The sequence below is a fragment of the Winslowiella toletana genome (genome assembly GCF_032164335.1).
Classification (GTDB): Bacteria; Pseudomonadota; Gammaproteobacteria; order Enterobacterales; family Enterobacteriaceae; genus Erwinia; species Erwinia toletana_A.
In genome coordinates, this window is record NZ_CP134152.1 from 2028919 (window position 1) to 2048341 (window position 19423).

Annotated in this window: 19 protein-coding genes; 6 read left to right on the plus strand and 13 right to left on the minus strand. The window is 53.6% G+C overall.

Features of this window, described 5'->3' with window-relative positions; genetic code table 11:
* The first annotated feature begins 25 nt into the window (after positions 1–25).
* Genes lolC through cobB form a run of 5 tightly spaced genes read left to right on the plus strand, consistent with a single transcriptional unit; the run spans position 26 to position 4947 of the window.
* Entirely contained in the window at positions 26–1225 is a 1200-nt protein-coding gene (lolC, locus tag RIN69_RS09550; RefSeq protein ID WP_313857056.1) for a lipoprotein-releasing ABC transporter permease subunit LolC, read from the plus strand.
* Positions 1218–1922, plus strand: a complete 705-nt coding sequence (gene lolD, locus RIN69_RS09555) for a lipoprotein-releasing ABC transporter ATP-binding protein LolD (RefSeq protein WP_313857059.1) — start codon at positions 1218–1220, stop codon at positions 1920–1922. The genes lolC and lolD overlap by 8 nt, the downstream gene beginning before the upstream one ends.
* Positions 1922–3166 carry a lipoprotein-releasing ABC transporter permease subunit LolE gene (lolE, locus tag RIN69_RS09560; RefSeq protein WP_313857061.1) on the plus strand — a complete coding sequence of 415 codons (1245 nt, stop codon included), beginning with the start codon at positions 1922–1924 and terminating at the stop codon, positions 3164–3166. The genes lolD and lolE overlap by 1 nt, the downstream gene beginning before the upstream one ends.
* Positions 3167–3190: 24 nt before the next feature.
* On the plus strand, positions 3191–4099 hold the full coding sequence (gene nagK / locus RIN69_RS09565; protein WP_313857063.1) for an N-acetylglucosamine kinase: 909 nt from the start codon (positions 3191–3193) through the stop codon (positions 4097–4099).
* Between the two features lie 14 nt (positions 4100–4113).
* Complete coding sequence (cobB, locus tag RIN69_RS09570; protein ID WP_313857064.1) at positions 4114–4947, plus strand: Sir2 family NAD+-dependent deacetylase; 834 nt, start codon at positions 4114–4116, stop codon at positions 4945–4947.
* A 101-nt stretch (positions 4948–5048) separates the two neighbouring features.
* Here the strand turns inward: cobB and potD are convergent, their stop codons facing one another.
* From potD to potA, 5 genes are all read right to left on the minus strand, one after another.
* Positions 5049–6092: a spermidine/putrescine ABC transporter substrate-binding protein PotD gene (potD, locus tag RIN69_RS09575; protein ID WP_313857066.1), complete on the minus strand. Its 1044-nt coding sequence runs from the start codon at positions 6090–6092 to the stop codon at positions 5049–5051.
* A 131-nt stretch (positions 6093–6223) separates the two neighbouring features.
* Positions 6224–6865, minus strand: a complete 642-nt coding sequence (locus tag RIN69_RS09580; RefSeq protein ID WP_313857067.1) for a pentapeptide repeat-containing protein — start codon at positions 6863–6865, stop codon at positions 6224–6226.
* A 170-nt stretch (positions 6866–7035) separates the two neighbouring features.
* Positions 7036–7812: a spermidine/putrescine ABC transporter permease PotC gene (gene potC, locus RIN69_RS09585; protein ID WP_313857068.1), complete on the minus strand. Its 777-nt coding sequence runs from the start codon at positions 7810–7812 to the stop codon at positions 7036–7038.
* Positions 7809–8669: a spermidine/putrescine ABC transporter permease PotB gene (gene potB / locus RIN69_RS09590; protein WP_313857069.1), complete on the minus strand. Its 861-nt coding sequence runs from the start codon at positions 8667–8669 to the stop codon at positions 7809–7811. The genes potC and potB overlap by 4 nt, the downstream gene beginning before the upstream one ends.
* Complete coding sequence (gene potA, locus RIN69_RS09595; protein WP_313857070.1) at positions 8653–9768, minus strand: spermidine/putrescine ABC transporter ATP-binding protein PotA; 1116 nt, start codon at positions 9766–9768, stop codon at positions 8653–8655. Before potA ends, potB begins: the two co-directional genes overlap by 17 nt.
* Positions 9769–10191: 423 nt before the next feature.
* On the opposite strand from potA, the gene pepT reads away from it, so the two are divergent.
* Positions 10192–11418: a peptidase T gene (gene pepT, locus RIN69_RS09600; protein ID WP_313857071.1), complete on the plus strand. Its 1227-nt coding sequence runs from the start codon at positions 10192–10194 to the stop codon at positions 11416–11418.
* Positions 11419–11473: 55 nt separating this feature from the next.
* Here the strand turns inward: pepT and RIN69_RS09605 are convergent, their stop codons facing one another.
* The 8 genes from RIN69_RS09605 to rluE form a co-directional block, all read right to left on the minus strand.
* Positions 11474–12598 (minus strand): ribosomal protein uL16 3-hydroxylase, encoded by a 1125-nt coding sequence (locus RIN69_RS09605; protein ID WP_313857073.1) that lies wholly within the window; start codon positions 12596–12598, stop codon positions 11474–11476.
* A gap of 68 nt (positions 12599–12666) precedes the next feature.
* Complete coding sequence (phoQ, locus tag RIN69_RS09610; RefSeq protein WP_313857681.1) at positions 12667–14127, minus strand: two-component system sensor histidine kinase PhoQ; 1461 nt, start codon at positions 14125–14127, stop codon at positions 12667–12669.
* A 3-nt stretch (positions 14128–14130) separates the two neighbouring features.
* The gene (phoP, locus tag RIN69_RS09615) at positions 14131–14799 is read right to left on the minus strand and encodes a two-component system response regulator PhoP (protein WP_313857075.1); all 669 of its coding nucleotides are present in this window, start codon (positions 14797–14799) and stop codon (positions 14131–14133) included.
* 125 nt (positions 14800–14924) lie between these two features.
* Positions 14925–16295 carry an adenylosuccinate lyase gene (gene purB, locus RIN69_RS09620; protein WP_313857077.1) on the minus strand — a complete coding sequence of 457 codons (1371 nt, stop codon included), beginning with the start codon at positions 16293–16295 and terminating at the stop codon, positions 14925–14927.
* Positions 16296–16345: 50 nt separating this feature from the next.
* Positions 16346–16987, minus strand: a complete 642-nt coding sequence (gene hflD, locus RIN69_RS09625; RefSeq protein WP_313857078.1) for a high frequency lysogenization protein HflD — start codon at positions 16985–16987, stop codon at positions 16346–16348.
* Between the two features lie 83 nt (positions 16988–17070).
* Entirely contained in the window at positions 17071–18177 is a 1107-nt protein-coding gene (gene mnmA / locus RIN69_RS09630; protein ID WP_313857080.1) for a tRNA 2-thiouridine(34) synthase MnmA, read from the minus strand.
* Between the two features lie 41 nt (positions 18178–18218).
* A complete protein-coding gene (locus tag RIN69_RS09635; RefSeq protein WP_313857082.1) occupies positions 18219–18692 on the minus strand; it encodes an NUDIX hydrolase in 474 nt (157 codons plus the stop codon).
* A gap of 51 nt (positions 18693–18743) precedes the next feature.
* Positions 18744–19370 (minus strand): 23S rRNA pseudouridine(2457) synthase RluE, encoded by a 627-nt coding sequence (gene rluE / locus RIN69_RS09640; protein ID WP_313857084.1) that lies wholly within the window; start codon positions 19368–19370, stop codon positions 18744–18746.
* Positions 19371–19423: the final 53 nt, after the last annotated feature.

A 19423-nucleotide genomic window follows, 5' to 3' on the forward strand; every position in this document is an offset into this window, starting at 1 on the left:
TAGCAACCGCCACAAGACGGATTACATGTATCAACCTGTTGCGTTATTTATCGGTCTGCGCTACATGCGCGGACGAGCGTCAGACCGCTTTGGTCGGTTTGTCTCATGGCTTTCCACTATCGGCATCACGCTGGGCGTGATGGCGTTGGTTACCGTTATGTCGGTGATGAACGGTTTCGAGCGCGAACTGGAAAACAATATTCTTGGCCTGATGCCGCAGGCGCTGATTACCAGCGACAAAGGGTCGGTCAATCCTCAACAATTACCGGCAGAGAGCCTGAAACTTCAGGGAGTCAGCCGCGTTGCGCCGTTAACCACCGGTGATGTGGTGCTGCAAAGCGCGCGAAGCGTGGCGGTCGGCGTGATGCTTGGCATCCAGCCTGATGAGCAGGATCCGCTGACGCCGTATCTGGTTAATGTTAAGCAGCAGGATCTGCAGGCGGGGCAGTACAACGTCATTCTCGGTGAGCAACTGGCCGGGCAACTCGGGGTTAAACGCGGCGACTCAATTCGTCTGATGGTGCCGTCTGCCAGCCAGTTTACCCCGATGGGCCGTCTGCCAAGCCAGCGCCTGTTCAATATTATCGGCACCTTTGCCGCCAACAGTGAAGTGGATGGTTATCAGATTCTGGTCAACCAGCAGGATGCTTCACGCCTGATGCGCTATCCGGCGGGCAATATCACCGGCTGGCGTTTATGGCTTGATAAGCCGCTGAGTGTCGATACCCTCAGTCAGCAAAAACTGCCTGACGGCATGGTGTGGAAAGACTGGCGCGAACGCAAAGGCGAGCTTTTCCAGGCGGTGCGCATGGAGAAAAATATGATGGGCCTGCTGCTGAGCCTGATTGTGGCGGTAGCCGCATTTAACATTATTACCTCGCTGGGCCTGCTGATTATGGAGAAGCAGGGTGAAGTGGCGATCTTGCAAACCCAGGGCCTGACGCGCCGTCAGATTATGATGGTGTTTATGGTGCAGGGTGCCAGCGCCGGGATTATCGGCGCGTTGCTCGGCGCGTTGCTCGGCGTATTGCTGGCCAGCCAGCTTAATAATCTGATGCCGGTGATTGGCATGTTCCTCGATGGTGCCGCGCTGCCGGTGGCGATTTCGCCGTGGCAGGTAGTCGCCATTGCGCTGACCGCAATGGTGGTGGCGCTGCTTTCGACGCTTTATCCTTCCTGGCGCGCTGCCGCCGTACAACCCGCTGAGGCTTTACGCTATGAGTAATTCGATCCTGTTGCAGTGTAACGATCTGTGCAAACGCTATCAGGAAGGCAGCGTCCAGACCGATGTGCTGCGCAATGTGTCATTCAGCATTGAGCCGGGTGAAATGATGGCGATTGTCGGTAGCTCGGGTTCCGGCAAAAGTACCCTGATGCACCTGCTTGGCGGTCTGGACTCACCCACTTCCGGTGAGGTGGTGTTTGATGGCAAGTCGCTGAACAGTCTCTCTTCATCGGCCAAAGCCGAACTGCGTAACCGCGAGCTCGGTTTTATCTATCAGTTTCACCATCTGCTGCCGGACTTTACCGCGCTGGAAAACGTGGCGATGCCGCTGCTGATCGGTAAAGTGAATAAAGTTGAGGCGCAGGAAAAAGCCCGGGCGATGTTAAGCGCGGTAGGCCTGGAAAAACGCGCCGCGCATCGTCCCTCTGAACTGTCGGGCGGCGAACGTCAGCGCGTGGCGATTGCCCGTGCGCTGGTAAACAATCCGCGTCTGGTGCTGGCCGATGAACCGACCGGTAATCTTGATGCACGTAACGCGGATGCCATCTTCGATCTGCTGGGTGAACTGAACGTGCGTCAGGGCACTGCTTTTCTGGTCGTGACCCACGATCTGCATCTTGCCAAACGTCTGAAGCGTCAGATGGAGATGCGTGACGGTCAGCTGAGTGGTGAACTGACGCTGGCAGGAGCGTTGTAATGGCTGCTTCGTTATCGCTGCTGCTGGGTTTACGTTTCAGCCGTGGCCGTCGGCGTGGCGGCATGGTGTCGCTGATTTCGGTAATTTCCACCGTCGGTATTGCACTGGGCGTGGCGGTATTGATCGTCGGCCTGAGCGCAATGAACGGTTTTGAACGTGAGCTGAATAACCGCATTCTGGCGGTGGTTCCGCACGGTGAAATCGAACCGGTTAATCAGCCATTTAGCGGCTGGCAGCAGATGATCCCGCGGATTGAAAAAGTGCCAGGTATTGCCGCCGCTGCACCGTATATTAATTTCACCGGTCTGATCGAAAGCGGAGCCAAGCTGCAGGCAATTCAGGTTAAGGGTGTTGATCCTCAACAGGAAATGCAGCTCAGTGCGCTGCCAAAATTTGTGCAGAATAACGCCTGGTCCAGCTTTGCCGCCGGCAAGCAGCAGGTGATTATTGGTAGTGGGGTCGCAAAATCGCTCGGCCTGAAGCAGGGCGACTGGCTGACGATTATGATTCCCAACAGTGATACCGAACATAAACTGCTGCAGCCGAAGCGGGTGCGCTTGCAGGTGAGCGGCATTTTGCAGCTTAGCGGCATGCTCGATCACAGTCTGGCAATGGTGCCACTGGCGGATGCCCAGCAGTATCTGGCGATGGGCGACAACGTCACCGGAATTGCCATCAAAGTTAACGATCCGTTTAGCGCGAATAAACTGGTGCGCGATGCCGGTGAAGTCACCCAGTCCTATGTCTATCTGCGCAGCTGGGTAGGAACATACGGCTATATGTACCGTGATATTCAGATGATCCGCGCCATTATGTATCTGGCGATGGTGCTGGTGATCGGGGTGGCCTGCTTTAATATCGTGTCGACGCTGGTCATGGCGGTGAAAGATAAAAGCAGCGATATTGCGGTGCTGCGTACGCTGGGCGCCAAAGATGGGTTGATCCGCGCCATCTTTGTCTGGTATGGCCTGATGGCGGGCCTGCTGGGCAGCGTCACTGGGGTAGTGGTCGGCGTGCTGGCCGCGCTTAATCTGACCAGCGTCATCAACGGTATTGAAAAGCTGATTGGCCATCAGTTCCTCTCCGGTGATATCTACTTTATCGACTTTTTGCCGTCAGAACTGCACTGGACCGACGTGATATCAGTGCTGGCAACGGCGATTGTGCTGAGCCTGCTGGCCAGTTGGTATCCGGCGCGTCGCGCCAGCCGTATTGATCCGGCCCGGGTGTTAAGCGGACAATAATACCGATACCGAAGGGGATAGCGCATGTATTACGGCCTCGATATGGGCGGCAGCAAAATCGCCATTGGTGTTTACGATGCTCAACGCCAGCAGCGGTGGAGCAAACGCGTGGCGACGCCGCGCGATGATTATCAGCAGCTGCTGGCGACGCTGGAACAATTAGTGCTGGAGGCCGACAGCGTCTGCGGTCAGCGCGGTAGCGTCGGTATCGGCGTACCGGGTTTGCCGGTTCCGGACGATGGCACGCTGTTTACCGCTAACGTGCCGGCCGCGCGTGGTAAAACGCTTGGGGCCGATCTGTCGCAACGGCTACAGCGCGAGGTACGCATCGATAATGATGCCAACTGCTTTGCGCTCTCCGAAGCCTGGGACGATGAGTTTCAGGCCTGTCCGGTGGTGTTCGGGCTGATTCTCGGCACCGGCGTTGGCGGGGGATTGATCGTTGACGGTAAACCGGTGACCGGGCGTAACTACATTACCGGCGAGTACGGGCATATGCGTTTGCCAGTTGATGCCCTTGAGGTGCTCGGTCACGATATTCCGCTACAAATGTGCGGCTGCGGTAAACGCGGCTGTATTGAACCCTATCTCTCCGGGCCGGGTTTTTCCTGGCTCTGGCAGCATCATTATCAGCAGACTCTCAGTGCACCTGAAATTATCACCCGCTATTATCAGGGTGATACACTGGCGCAGGCCCATACCGAGCGATATTGTGAACTGTTGGCCGTTTGCCTTGGCAATTTGCTGACGCTGCTCGATCCGCACCTGGTAGTATTGGGCGGGGGATTGTCTAATTTTGATGCGCTCTATGACGGGCTGGAACAGCGGGTAGCGAAGTACCTGTTACCGGTGGCTAAACCACCGCGTTTTGCGAAAGCCCGACATGGCGATGCAGGAGGAATGCGCGGCGCCGCATTCCTTCATCTTAAGTAATTAAAGGAGCTTTTATGCGCACACCCCGTCGCCGACTGCGACTCGCACGCTACAAAAAGACCAAGCGTCAGATTCATCAACGCTTTCGTCAGCGCATTTTCGAGCGTGATCGTAGCGCTGAGCTGGCAGCACATCCGCTGCCGCGCGTGGTAGTTCTGACGGGAGCCGGGATATCTGCTGAGTCGGGTATTCGTACCTTTCGCGCCAGTGACGGCCTGTGGGAAGAGCATCGGGTTGAGGATGTGGCAACGCCGGAAGGTTTTGCCCGCGATCCGGCGCTGGTGCAGGCATTTTACAACGCCCGCCGTCAGCAGTTGCAGCAGCCGGAAATCCAGCCCAATGCCGCGCATCAGGCGCTGGCAGAGCTGGAATCGGTACTGGGTGACGGTTTTCTGCTGGTGACGCAAAATATTGATAACCTGCACGAGCGAGCCGGCAGCGAGCGGGTGATTCATATGCACGGCGAATTGCTGAAAGTGCGCTGTTCGATGAGTGGGCAGATTCTTGACTGGACTGAAGATGTTAAGCCAGGCGATCGCTGCCACTGCTGCCAGTTTCCTGCGGTGCTGCGCCCGCATGTGGTGTGGTTTGGAGAAATGCCGCTGCAAATGGATGAGATTTATCAGGCGATTGAACAGGCTGATTATTTTGTCGCTATCGGCACCTCGGGCCATGTCTATCCGGCGGCGGGTTTTGTCCACGAGGCAAAATTACAGGGCGCGCATACCGTAGAGCTGAATCTGGAGCCAAGCCAGGTGGGTAGCGAGTTCGAAGAGAAAAAATACGGTCCGGCCAGTCAGGTAGTACCGCTGTACGTGCGCACATTTTTGCTGGGGCTGTATAAGTAATCATTCTGTTCGGGAGCCGCTTTAGCTTCGGTACAGAGGATCTGCAGGGCAGAGATTAACGGCACGGGCGGCGAGAACCACGCCCGTGCCGAATCTGCGTTTTAACGCCCGGCTTTTAACTTCTGGAACAGGGTTTCGTACTGCATACTGGCTTCGCCGACATCATCCTGCCATTCGCCGTTTTTGATCACCTCATCGCTCGGATACAGTGACGGATCGCCGGACATCGCTTTCGGCAGCAGTTTTTTCGCCGCCAGGTTTGGCGTCGGATAACCGATGGTTTCGGCTACTTTTGCCGCGACGTCAGGGCGGAGCAGAAAGTTAATCAGCTTCAACGCACCCTCTACATTTTTCGCGTTAGCCGGTATCGACAGACTGTCCATCCAGAAAATGCCGCCTTCCTGCGGCCAGATAACGTCCAGCGGCGTACCGGCCTGACGTGCGACGTAAGCCGAACCGTTCCACACCATGCCCAGATTAACTTCACCCTCCATATAAGGGCTGCCTGGATTGTCTGAGTTAAAAGTCAGCACATTAGGCATCAGCTTTTTCAGCTCTTCATAGGCGGCATTAATCTGTTCAGGATCGGTGGTATTGCCGGAGTAACCGAGTTTACGTAAAGCTACCTGGAAAACATCGCGGGCATCGTCAGTTAACAGCAGGCTCTGCTTAAATTCCGGCTTCCACAGATCGGCCCAGCGGGTAACGGTTTTGGTATCAATAACATCCGTATTTGCGCCAATCGCGGTCGCCCCCCAGATATAGGGGATCGAGTAGTCGTTATTCGGATCAAACGATTTGTTCAGCAGCACCGGATCGAGATTAGTAAAGTTCGACAGTTTGCTTTTGTCTATTTTTTGTATCATGCCTTCATTGCGCATTTTGGCAACGAAGTAAGTGGAAGGCACCACCAGATCGTAGGCACCGTCTTTATACGTTTTCAGCTTGGCATACATACTCTCGTTAGATTCATACGTCGAGTAAATGACTTTAATGCCGGTCTCTTTAGTAAATTGTTCCAACAGTCCCGGCGGAACATATTCCGTCCAGTTGTAGAAGTAGAGCGTTTTGCTGTCGTCTGCCTGTGCGCTGTGTAATCCGAACGCCAGCGCGCCGGCTGCCAGCCAGTGTGACCACTTTTTCATGATAATTTCTCCCAGAGGCAGGCTGCCAATATGGATACCTGACCCGATGTCGTTTGTTCGGGATTATATGCCAGAGAGCGGCGAGGTCAAGGTTGCAGCCGCGATGCCAACCGGCAAACAGATTATTAAGATTATGCATAGCTGGAGGCCGGCAGACGGGTTTCAGAATAATCCGCGTCAGTCAGATCAACATTACGCATCGAGGCATTTTCGAGATTGGATCTTTGCAGCTGGGCTCCGCGCATTGTTGCATCATCAAAGTCTGCAAATTGCTCAATATCAATATCTTGCAGACTGGCATGAGTAAGATCAGCCCTCGTCAATATGGCTTCTTCCAGATTAGCTTCATTCAGCGTGGCATGCTGCAAATTACTGTCACTGAGATTAATGGCGTACATTTCTGCATGCGTAAAATCGCAGCCTGCGGCCTCGACATGTTGCATATTGACACAGCAGAGTGAGGCTTCGCGGAATGGACAACCAGTAATAATCGAGTGACTCAAGTCGCTGCTTTCCAGCTGTACCCAGTTAAAGTTATGCGCGGTTAAGTCCATGCCACTAAGATCCAAATTTGTTAAGTTCACCGGGTTAGCGGAGGTATGCTCAGACAGCATTACGGTCAGCGCGTGATTTTTTCTGTTTTTAAGATCGATCGCTTCATCCTGTTTCATGCCCGACGATAGCGGCTGCCTGAGGATAGCTAAATTATTATTACTTACCGAGGCATCTGCGGAAAAATTGTTTATTACTGAGGTATTACTATTAATTTCCATATTGATTCCTGATTTGTATTCTGGATGAGAAAGCCACCGGCTTTGTGCCGTCCAGAATTATCTATCCGATAAAAGAAATCTTCTGCTTTTCGCCTGAATGGCGGAGTCAATTAATAGAATATTTTTCAATCAGGCCGTTATTGCGGGGCAAAAAATTGCCCCGCAACGGTTTAACGGCGAGTTTTATCGCGCAGTAATAACTGACTGAGGGCGACCATCACCAGCGACAACAGCATCAGAATCGTCGCCAGCGCATTAACCTCTGGAGAGACGCCGACTTTTACCATTGAATAGATCTTCAGCGGTAATATTTCGTAGCTGGGACCGGTAACAAATGATGAGACCACCACGTCATCCATCGACAGAGTAAAGCTCAGCAGCCAGCCCGCCGCGACTGCTGGCAGCGCCAGCGGCAGAATGATCTTACGCAAAATGGTGATTTCACTGGCACCGAGATCTTTTGCCGCTTCCAGCATGCGCACATCAAAGCCCTTTAAGCGTGAAAAGACGGTAATAACGACAAAAGGCAGACAGAAGGTAATATGCGAGAACAGCAGTGACCAGAAGCCGAGTGAAATACCCAGCAGCATAAACAGCACCAGCAGAGAAATCGCCATAACGATATCCGGCGACATCATCACCACAAACAGCATGCCGCCGACAAACGGCTTACCGCGAAAACGATAGCGATAGAGCGCTACGGCGGTCAGCGAGCCGATCAACGTGGCAAAGCTGGCCGACAGCACAGCCATAATCAGCGAGTGCTTCGCCGCATCAATCAGGCTGTCGTTATTCAGCAGCAGGCTGTACCACTGAGTGCTGAATCCCTGCCAGTTTATGCCGAATCGGGACTGATTAAACGAGTTGATAATCAGAATCACAATCGGAATATACAGCCAGGCGTATATGACGGTCATAAAGCCGCCACGTAACCAGCGCGCCATCATTCCAGCACCACCTTATTATTCAGCAGACGTGCAGCACGCCAGTATATCAACAACATCAGCCCCATGATCAGCGTCAGCACCACGCTGGTGGCCGCGCCAAACGGCCAGTCACGAATATTAAGGAACTGACTTTTAATCACATTACCGATTAACAGGTTTTTCGCCCCACCCATTAAATCGGAAACAAAGAACAGCCCCATCGCCGGCAGCAGAACCAGCAGACATCCGGCAACGATTCCCGGCATGGTGAGCGGTAGAATAATCCGGATAAAGGTTTGCAGCTTGCTGGCACCCAGATCGCGCGCGGCTTCCAGCACCGGCTTATCCAGTTTTTCCAGGCTGGAGTAGAGCGGCATCACCATAAACGGCAGCAGGATATACACCAGTCCGAGGATCACCGCCTGTGAGCTGTACATAATGCTGAACGGCTTATCGATCACGCCAAGCCACAGCAGAAAATCATTGAGCCAGCCGCGAGTGCTGAGGAAGATTTTCAGACCGTAAATGCGGATCAGCGAATTGGTCCAGAACGGCACAATCAGTAAAAACAGCATCAGCGGGCGCAGGCGCTCCGGCAGCTTTGTCAGGCACCAGGCGAAAGGATAGCCGAGCAGCAGGCAGCTCAGGGTGGCGATCAGCGCCATATTCAGCGAGTGCAGCAGCACTTCGGCATACAGCGGATCGGCCAGACGGCTGTAGTTATCCAGAGTGAATACCAGCTTGACGAAGTTGGCATCATCACGGGTCAGAAAGCTGGTGACGAAAATCATCAGGTTGGGCAAGAACACAAACAGCACCAGCCAGCTGACAATGGTCAATATCACTATTTTCTGAAAGCGTTTACGCGTCGTTTTCATCTTTGAGCACCACTTCCCAGCTTTCAACCCAGTTCACCGCCATTTTCTGATTCAGCGAGTGATCGAAATCAGGATCGTCTTCGTTAAAGAATTCGCTTACCGTCACCAGCTTGCCGTTTTCCAGCTCGACGGTGGACTCCAGCGTCATTCCCTTATAGTTACGCTCGCGAACATAGCCGATCAGCCCGTCGATATTGTTACCGTCATTGATCTCTTCTACTCGCAGATCTTCCGGACGCAGCAGCACATTGAGTCGTTGTCCGGGCTGCACGGTAAACGGCACCAGGATATCGCATTCGCGACCTTCAACCCGCGCGCGCACCCGCTGATTATCCAGCGTGTGCAGCACTTCCGCACTGAACACGTTAATTTCACCGATAAACCGCGCGACAAACAGGTTACGTGGCTCTTCGTAAATTTCGCGCGGCGTGCCGTCCTGTTCAATCTGGCCTTCACGCATCACCACGATACGATCGGACATGGTCAGCGCTTCTTCCTGATCGTGGGTCACAAAGATAAAGGTAATACCGAGCTTACGCTGTAATGCTTTCAGCTCATTCTGCATCTGTTTACGCAGCTTGTAGTCCAGCGCCGACAGTGATTCATCCAGCAGCAGCACTTTGGGCCGGTTCACTACCGCGCGGGCAATGGCCACGCGCTGCTGCTGGCCACCGGAAAGCTGGTGCGGACGGCGTTGCGCAAAGTCGTTCAGCTGCACCATCGCCAGGGCATCCGTCACCCGGCTGGTGATTTCATCTGCCGGGGTTTTCTGCATTCGCAGGCCGAAAGCAACGTTTTCAAATACCGTCATATGAGGGAACAGTGCGTAGCTCTGAAACACCGTATTAATATGGCGATTCTCAGCCGGAGTATCCGTAATCGATTCGCCATCCAGCACGATATCGCCACGGTCGGCGACTTCCAGCCCGGCAATCAGGCGCAGGATAGTGGTTTTACCGCAGCCGGAAGGGCCGAGCAGGGTAATAAATTCACCGTGATTAATGGTGAGGTTAAAATTGGCAATTATGTCCTTACCGTCAAACGCTTTATTGATGCCTGAAAGCGTGACCAGCGGCTTGCGCGCGTGTTTTTGCATCATATTCGCTGCCTGAATCAAAGGGTTAGGTTTAAAATTGGGGAGCGATGATACCTGAAAAACTCGCAGCCCGCCTGGTTAAAGCCGCTATTTTTTGCTTACCGGCAGTGCGAACAAACTAAGAGACAACCCTGGCGACAGCGTGACATTCATCAGGCTGAAGAATCATCCGTGGCCGACTAACGATAGATATAACTGAGTGCCCGCATCGAGATAATGACCGGTATCACAATCGAAAGATAAATAAATACCGAAATCGGCGTGCCGTGCAGAACCTGACAGCGCGCTGCTCTCAATGCGGCAAAGTTGCATGCCTGCTAAATAAGCGGCAATTAATTGCGCGAACGCTCAAAACCTATGACCTTAAGCAATACTTTAACCGATCAAGCTTTCCATAATAGCGGCAGGCATTCAGAGGGACGAAAGATGAACAGATTACTCGATCGCTTTTTACACTACGTTTCTTTCGATACGCAATCTAAGAGTCATGCTCGTCAGGTTCCCAGTACCGAGGGGCAATGGCGGCTGGCAGAAGAATTGCAAAGCGAGCTAAAGGAACTCGGATTTAAAGACGTCACGCTGACTGACAATTGCTGTGTGATGGGGACTTTACCGTCCACTGTCGACTGGCCAACACCGGTTATCGGCTTTATTTCCCACATAGACACGTCGCCTGACTTCACCGCAAAAAATGTGAATCCGCAGGTTGTCGAAAATTATCGCGGCGGGGATATCGCGCTGGGGATTGGGGATGAGGTGCTGTCGCCGGTGATGTTTCCGGTATTGCATCAGCTGATCGGCCATACGTTGATTACCACTGATGGCAAGACTTTGCTGGGGGCTGACGATAAAGCCGGTATCGCCGAGATTATCACTGCCATGGCGCGCCTGGCACAAAGTGATATTCCTCATGGTGAAATTCGCGTGGCCTTTACGCCGGACGAAGAGATTGGCAGAGGTGCGGCACATTTTGATGTTGCCGCCTTTGCCGCTGACTGGGCGTATACCATTGATGGCAGCGGCCTGGGCGAGTTTGAATTTGAAAATTTTAACGCCGCCTCGGCAACGGTAAAAATTACCGGCAATAATGTGCATCCTGGCTCTGCCAAAGGCGTGATGATCAATGCGCTGGATGTGGCAACGCGTTTTCATGCCGCGCTGCCGCCGCAGGAAGTACCGGAGCATACTTCAGGCTATGAGGGTTTTTACCATCTGCATCAGATTAAAGGCAGCGTCGAACGTGCCGAGCTGCACTATATTGTGCGCGATTTTGATGCCGACGGCTTCGCTGCGCGCAAAAAACTGCTGCAGGATATTGCCCGCGACCTCAGCAAAGCGCTGCCGGCGAAGGGCGCTATTGAAGTGACAATTGAAGACAGTTATTACAATATGCGGGAAAAGGTCGAGGCTCATCCGCATATTATTGAGCTGGCACTGCAGGCAATGCGCGATTGTGAAATTGAACCGCAGGTGAAACCCATCCGCGGCGGTACTGATGGCGCCTCGTTATCTTATATGGGATTACCGTGTCCCAACATCTTTACTGGCGGTTATAACTATCATGGCAAACATGAGTTTGCTTCGCTGGAAAATATGGAGAAAACGGTGGCGGTAATCATGCGTATTGCGCAGTTAGCGGCGGAACGTAAATAGCAGCAACATTCTGGGCGGCAACCAGGCCGCCCAGAATGTTTTTCAAAAGATTCGGTTATTCTTCGCCAAAATACCAGTAGCCGCTGTTGACCAGCGCTGCCAGTTGAGCGAGGAACGACGGGTCGTCAAGCGCATCACCAAAGTCTTCCTGCCCCAGCGTCAGCTGATTTGCCAGCACCATCAGTGCGTCACGATGTGCGCTTTCCAGCTGCTCACCGTTAATAAATACGGCGTCACCGATGCTCAGAACGCGCAGACCGCCGAGGCGTGTCAGCTTGTCGCCCTGTTGCAGCGAATCATAAATCTCATCCGGCTGGTAAGGCGGTTCTGGCGGGGCGATATCCAGCTCATGACGTGATTGCGAAATAAACTCGCCAAACCACTGATTAAACTGGTGCGGCTGATTGATCACTTCCAGCATCATCTGGCGAATGCCATCGATTTCCTGTGGCAAAATCTCTGCCGGACGATCGCGCGCCGCAACATCCGGGTCGCTGAAGCGATGGCTACCCAGCTCACGTTGCAGTACGTAATCGGCAAAACCACTGATCAGTTCACGCCCGCTTGGCGCACGGAAACCAACGGAATAGTTGATGGCGTTTTCCAGCGAGTAACCTTCGTGCGGGAAACCTGGTGGGATATAGAGAATGTCGCCCGGCTCCATCTCTTCATCAATAATCGCGTCGAAAGGTTCAACCTGCAGCAGATCGGGATGCGGGCAATGCTGCTTAAGCGGCACTTTGTCACCCACGCGCCAACGGCGGCGGCCGGTGCCCTGCACGATAAACACGTCATACTGATCGAAGTGGGGACCAACGCCACCGCCGGGTACCGAGAAGGAGATCATCAGATCGTCAGTACGCCAGTCAGGCAAAAAGCGGAAAGGGCGCATCAGCGCAGCAGAAGGCTCATGCCAGTGGTCTACCGCTTGTACCAGCAGTGACCAGTTGCTTTCACCCAGATGATCATAGCTCTCGAAAGGCCCGTGGCTGACCTGCCATTTCCCATCATTATGGCTGACCAGGCGGCTGTCGACTTCGTTCTCCATCGCCAGGCCTGCCAGTTCATCAGGGGTAATAGGGTCGACGAAATTTTTAAAGCCGCGTTTAAGCACCACCGGGCGTTTTTGCCAGTAGCGTTGCACAAATTCGGGCCAGTTGATATCGAGCTGATAATCCATATAACGTTCCAGTTCAGGCAGTAATTGCAGGAAGTATATACCCTTCGCCTGTGAAGTGCAGTGGCTTGCTACTCGCCGTTATGTGACACTTCTTGTCGCTGGAACACCACTTCCATTCTTGCTCCGCCTAACTCACTGGTTCCGGTGAGGATATCCCCTTCGTATTGCTCGAGAATATCGCGCGCTACCGCCAGGCCAATACCCTGACCAGGGCGCATGGTATCAGCACGCTGACCGCGCACGAAAATCAGGTCGTGCTTACTTTCCGGAATGCCTGGGCCATCATCTTCCACAATCAGATACAGCACGTTATCAGTCTGGCGCGATGAGATTTCGACAAACTCCAGGCAATATTTACAGGCGTTATCCAGCACATTCCCCATCACTTCCATAAAATCGTTAGGATCGCCAACGAAGGTGATCTCCGGCGAAACGTCGAGTGACAGCGAAACGCCTTTACGCTGATAGACTTTATTCAGTGCGGAGCAGAGGCTGTCGAGCAGTGCGGAGACCGAATGCAGCTCGCGCTTCAGCGGATTATGATCGGCCTGCATACTGGCGCGGTGCAGATAGTAGCCGATCTGCTGCGAGATACGACTGATCTGCTCCAGCATAATCGGCTCAGCTTGCTCAATGGTGAAGGTTTTGCTGCCGCGCAGCGAGCGCAGGGTACTTTGCAGAACCGCCAGCGGCGTTTTCAGACTGTGGGTTAGATCTGACAGCGTGGTGCTGTAGCGGGTGTAGCGCTGGCGTTCATTATCCAGTAACAGATTGAGATTACGGACCAGGCTGCGAAGCTCTTGCGGCGGATAAGGATCGAGGGTTTCACGGGTACCGCCTTCCAGTTCGCGCACCTGGCTGGCCAGCGAGCCGATAGGCCGTAAACTCCAGTGCGCTGCCAGCCACAGTAACGGAATGACCAGCAGTAAATTAACCAGCAAGACATAGTTAAACCATACCCAGACCATATCAGACTGCTGTAATTCCTGTGGAATTGAGTCGACCACCACAATGGTCAGCGCGGGCAGATTGGTGGTGGCATCATAGCGATTAACCGCCACCGAGTGGGTAAATGAGCTGTTGCCATCGTCGTCGTATGCGTGCAGTTTACTTTGCGCATCGGCGTTATTACCCAGTGCTTCGCGGCTGGTGCTGGTGTTGGTATCGATCTCGTAGAAGTCCGGCTTTTTCAGCCATTCCGGCTTAATCTTATCGCGAATCTCCGGTACATCACGCTGCTGCCACAGCAAATGGCCGCGCTCGTCATAAATAAACACCAGCGTCGGGAAATTAAGCGTCATGCGCTCAGGCTGGGCGATAGTCAGCTTGCCGTTGCGCCACTGAGCCAGCGTAAAGAATAAATTGCTTTCACCGCGCATTACCCGATAGGTGTTTTTGTCAAAGCTGACGACATAGCCGACGACTGCCACCATCCCGTAGGAAAGCGACAGCACCAGCACCACCGCAGCGGTTGCCAGCAGGAAGCGCGCTCGCAGTGAGTAAGGGATAAAACGACGCAGCAGTGACATCAATCAGAGATCGAAGCGGTAGCCCTGACCGCGAACCGTAGTAATGACATCTTTGCTGTACTCAGCAAGAATTTTCTTGCGTAAGCGGCCCATCAGGACATCGATGGTATGGCTTTCGCGCAGTTCTGCATCGGGATAAAGTTGCAGCATCAGCGAATCTTTACTTACCACTTTGCCGGTGTTGCGAATCAGGGTTTCGATAATAGTATATTCAAATGCCGTCAGTTTGATTTGCTGCTCGTTAATGGTCAGCTCACGACGTGACAAGTCGATCTGGAAGGGCGGCAGTGAGATAATTTGCGACGCCAGGCCGCTGTTACGACGCATCAGCGCCTGCATCCGGGCGACGATTTCTTCAATATGAAACGGCTTGGTGACATAGTCATCGGCACCGGCTTCCAGTGCTTCAACTTTAGCCTGCCAGCCATCTCGTGCGGTTAACACCAGAATCGGCTGCTTAACTTCCTGAGTGCGCCAGCGGCGGATCAGCGACATACCGTCTTCATCAGGCAGACCGAGGTCAACCAGAGTGATGTCCGGGGTATGTTCATTAAGGAAATAATCCGCTTCTTTAGCATCTTCAGCGGCATCAACCTGATGTCCCATATCCCGCAGCTGCACCGTCAGGTGATGACGCAACAGGGCATTATCTTCGACAACCAAAACGCGCATAGGCCGTTCCTTTCTCGCAAACTGAGTGAACCGGTATTATTCACTCTCTTTATATGCTGAGATTATAGGATAAAGCAAGTAAACCAAAGATTAACGCGGGTCGACTTGCATCGACCCGCCGGACATTATTTCAGATCGTCAACCATTTGAATCGCACGGCCAATGTAGTTAGCCGGTGTCATTTGCTTCAGACGGGTTTTCTCCTCTTCCGGCAGCGCCAGGCTGTCGATAAAGGTCTGCATGCCCGCAGCGTCGACCCGCTTACCGCGCGTCAGCTCTTTCAGTTTCTCATAAGGCTTCTCGATGCCATAGCGACGCATCACGGTCTGGATTGGCTCTGCCAGCACTTCCCAGTTGTGATCCAGCTCGTCCAGTAAACGGTCGCGGTTCACTTCCAGTTTAGAGATTCCTTTCAGCGTCGCCTGATAAGCGATCAGCGCATAACCGACGCCGACGCCAAGGTTTCGCAGCACCGTTGAGTCGGTCAGATCGCGCTGCCAGCGTGATACCGGCAGTTTGCTGGCCAGATGCTGCATAACGGCATTCGCCAGGCCGAGATTACCTTCGGAGTTTTCGAAGTCAATCGGGTTAACTTTATGCGGCATGGTGGAAGAGCCGATTTCGCCAGCAATGGTTTTCTGCTTGAAATGGTTCAGCGCAATATAGCCCCAGATATCACGATCGAAATCGATCAGGATGGTATTAAAGCGCGCCATGCAGTCAAACATCTCAGCGATATAGTCGTGTGGCTCAATCTGCGTGGTGTACGGGTTCCAGGTGATGCCCAATGAGGTGACAAAGGCTTCACTCAGCTGATGCCAGTCAACTTCCGGATAGGCGGCGATGTGCGCATTGTAATTACCAACGGCACCGTTGATCTTGCCCAGCACTTCGATACGCTCCAGCTGACGCAGCTGACGTTCCATGCGGTAAGCGACGTTTGCCATCTCTTTACCAAGGGTAGAAGGTGTCGCTGGCTGGCCGTGGGTACGGGACAGCAGGGGAATATCGCGATACTGTTGCGCCAGATCTTTTACCGCGCCAATAATCTGCTGCCAGTAAGGCATAACCACGTCACGACGGGCAGTTTCCAGCATCAGCGCGTGTGACAGATTATTGATATCTTCAGAAGTACAGGCGAAGTGAATAAACTCAGAAACGGCGTGCAGTGCTGCAACCGGCTCTACTTTTTCTTTCAGGAAGTACTCTACCGCTTTAACGTCGTGGTTGGTGGTGCGTTCAATGGTTTTGATACGCGCGGCATCTTCTTCGTTGAAGTTAGCGACAATAGCATCAAGGTAAGCGTTTGCGTCGGCATCAAATGCAGGAACTTCCTTGATCTCTGCGGTCGCGGCCAGTTTCTGTAACCAGCGAACTTCAACCTCAACGCGGAACTTCAGCAAACCGTACTCGCTGAAAATAGCGCGCAGTGGGCTGACTTTGTCGCCGTAACGACCATCTACAGGTGAGACGGCGGTCAGAGAGGATAATTCCATCAGTGCAACTCCTGGATCGTTTTACAAGGTATTGGGCTGAACACCCGGCGTTACTCTGCCGGGCTGAGGTTTGCTAAAATTCGTTTCGCTTCGCTGGTCAGGCGATTGCGGGAAAACATTAACTGCAGGCGGCCACCGCCGACCTGATGCCACAGCACCGCGGAACGAATTCCGGCCAGCAGGGTGGCGCGCACTTTGCTCTGCAACTGAGCATTCTGTAACACCGCGGGTGAACCTGTTACCTGAATACGCGGCCCAAGCGGACTGATCACGTCAACGTAAATCGCTGCCATTGCGCTTAGCAGCGTATCGGATTCCAGATCGTAGTGCGCCAGCTGACGGTCAAGCTGGGAGATGCGGCGTGCCAGTTCGTCCATCGCCTGCTTATTGCCGTGCAGCTTGCGCTCAAGCACCATCAGGCTCAGCGTGTAGCGCGTCAGTTCGGCACCGACGCCCTGGCGGCTGCTGGTATTCAGAATCGCCAGCAAGGTTTCGAGGCCAAAGCGCAGATTGGCCTCATCACCGCCGTAAACCGCCAGCGTCGACGATGGATTTAAATCCAGCAAGCTCTTCAGCGAGACCTGCATGACTTCGCCGTCGCAATGGCCCTGATGTGCCAGTTGCTGTACCAGATGCGCCGACTGGCAGATGCCAGCCATCGCTAAGGTAATATCATAATAATTCTTGGCCACGGTTACTCCTGTCTACGCGTCGGCGATGACGCCGTCATTACATCACGTGCAAAACATTGAGAAGGGCGACGATAACGCCCGCCTTACAACAGCGGTAAGCGCTCTTCAATAATGCCGCCACCGAGGCAAACTTCCCCGAGATAAAACACCGCTGACTGGCCTGGGGTTACCGCAGCAACCGGCTGGTCAAAGCGCACTTCGATACGCTGGTCGTCGAGCGGAGTAATAACACAATCAATATCGGCCTGACGATAACGTGTCTTCACCACGCAGCGTAATGGCTCGCGCAGCGTTTCACGATCGACCCAGTGCAGTTGCTGAGCGATCAGACCAACCGACATCAGGCGTGGATGATCGGCACCCTGCGCCACCACCAGCAGATTATTGGCGACATCTTTGTCAACCACATACCACGGATCGTCGTTACTCTCTTTCAGACCACCAATGCCTAAGCCTTTACGCTGGCCCAGGGTGTGATACATCAGCCCCTGATGTTCGCCAACGACCTGGCCATCAACGTTAATAATTTTGCCCGGCTGAGCTGGCAGGTAGCGGCCCAAAAAGTCACGGAATTTGCGCTCGCCGATAAAACAGATGCCGGTCGAGTCTTTTTTCTTCGCGGTAATCAGCTCCAGCTGTTCAGCGATGCGGCGCACTTCTGGCTTGGCCAGTTCGCCAACCGGGAACAGGCTCTGGGCAATCTGCTGATGGCTGAGGGTATAGAGGAAGTAACTCTGATCTTTATTATCGTCGAGGCCGCGCAGCAGGCGGCTCTTGCCGTCAACATCCTGGCGACGCACGTAGTGGCCGGTGGCGATAAAGTCCGCGCCAAGATCTTCCGCAGCAAATTCGAGGAAGGCTTTAAATTTGATCTCTTTATTGCACAGGATATCCGGGTTCGGCGTGCGGCCAGCTTTGTACTCTTCAAGGAAATGCTCAAACACGTTATCCCAGTACTCGGCGGCAAAGTTAACTTTGTGCAGGCGGATACCCAGTTTGTCACAAACCGCTTGTGCATCAGCCAGATCTTCGGCAGCGGTGCAGTACTCCTCACCATCATCTTCTTCCCAGTTCTTCATAAACAGGCCTTCGACCTGATAGCCCTGTTGTTGCAGTAACCATGCGGAAACGGAAGAGTCGACGCCGCCGGACATTCCGACGATCACTTTTTTCTGGCTGTTGTCAGACATGACACACTCACGATAAGGAATAAAACAGGCGGCATATTCTATCACGCGTCGCCGACTGGCGCACCCTCGCAAAACGGCCATTGAAACGCCTGCAATAACGTCAACGGATAACGCTCGCCCGTTTGCCAGATTCGTACGCTCTCCGCCACCAGTGGTGAACGAAGATTATCGGCCAGCAGAATTTGCTGTGGCGTCAGCCACCAGCAGCGATCAATATCATCATCCTGCGGCGCGGTTGCCAGCCGGGAGGGCAAATCGAGGGTAAAAAGAAAACGTAAAAACGGCGTGTTATCGGGTGCAATCCATTGATGTACCCGCAGCAGCGCCGCGGGCGACGCCTGAATACCGGTCTCTTCGAACAGTTCGCGTTCAGCGGCCTCAATCAGAGTTTCATTCGCCTCAAGATGGCCGGCAGGTTGGTTCCAGGTAGCGACACCGTTAATCGTCTCTTCCACCACCAATAATTGACCCTCGGCGTGTACCAGGCAGGCGACGGTAACATTAGGTTTAAACATAGGATTCTCCGCAATTGTTAACCGCAGGTTATGAGATTATCGACGTCAACACTAAAGTTTCGCGCTGATATCGCGCCATTCACCGCAGGCTAAATTATCCAGCTGAATCGAGCCGATGGCGAAGCGAATCAGCCGCAAGGTCGGGAAGCCAATATGAGCCGTCATTCGCCGCACCTGACGGTTGCGCCCTTCATGCAGCGTCACTTTTAACCAGCTGGTGGGAATGGCTTTTCGTTCGCGAATCGGGGGGTGACGCGGCCATAACCAGTCGGGCTGATCGACCAATTCGATGTCAGCGGGCAATGTCGGGCCATCTTTCAAAGTAACCCCTGCGCGCAGCGGCTGTAGATCGCTCTCCTGCGGTGCGCCCTCGACCTGAACATAATAAATTTTTCCGGTGCGTTTGCCCGGCTGCGTCAGCTTTGCTTGCAGCGCGCCATCGTTGGTCAGCACCATCAGTCCTTCGCTGTCGCGGTCGAGACGCCCGGCTGCGTAGACATCAGTGACCGGCACGTAATCTTTCAGCGTGGCGCGGCCTGCTTCGTCAGTAAACTGAGGCAACACGTCATAGGGTTTGTTGAACACAATGACGCGGCGCGGGCCTTTAGCGGCGTTTTTCGCCGCAGCAGGGCGGCTGAATCGTTTAACGCGGTGATTCTTAACGGGAGTTTTCAGCATGGTCTTTGCAGTTTGTGGCAATAAGCGCATTATAACGCAAAGCTGTGGTGATT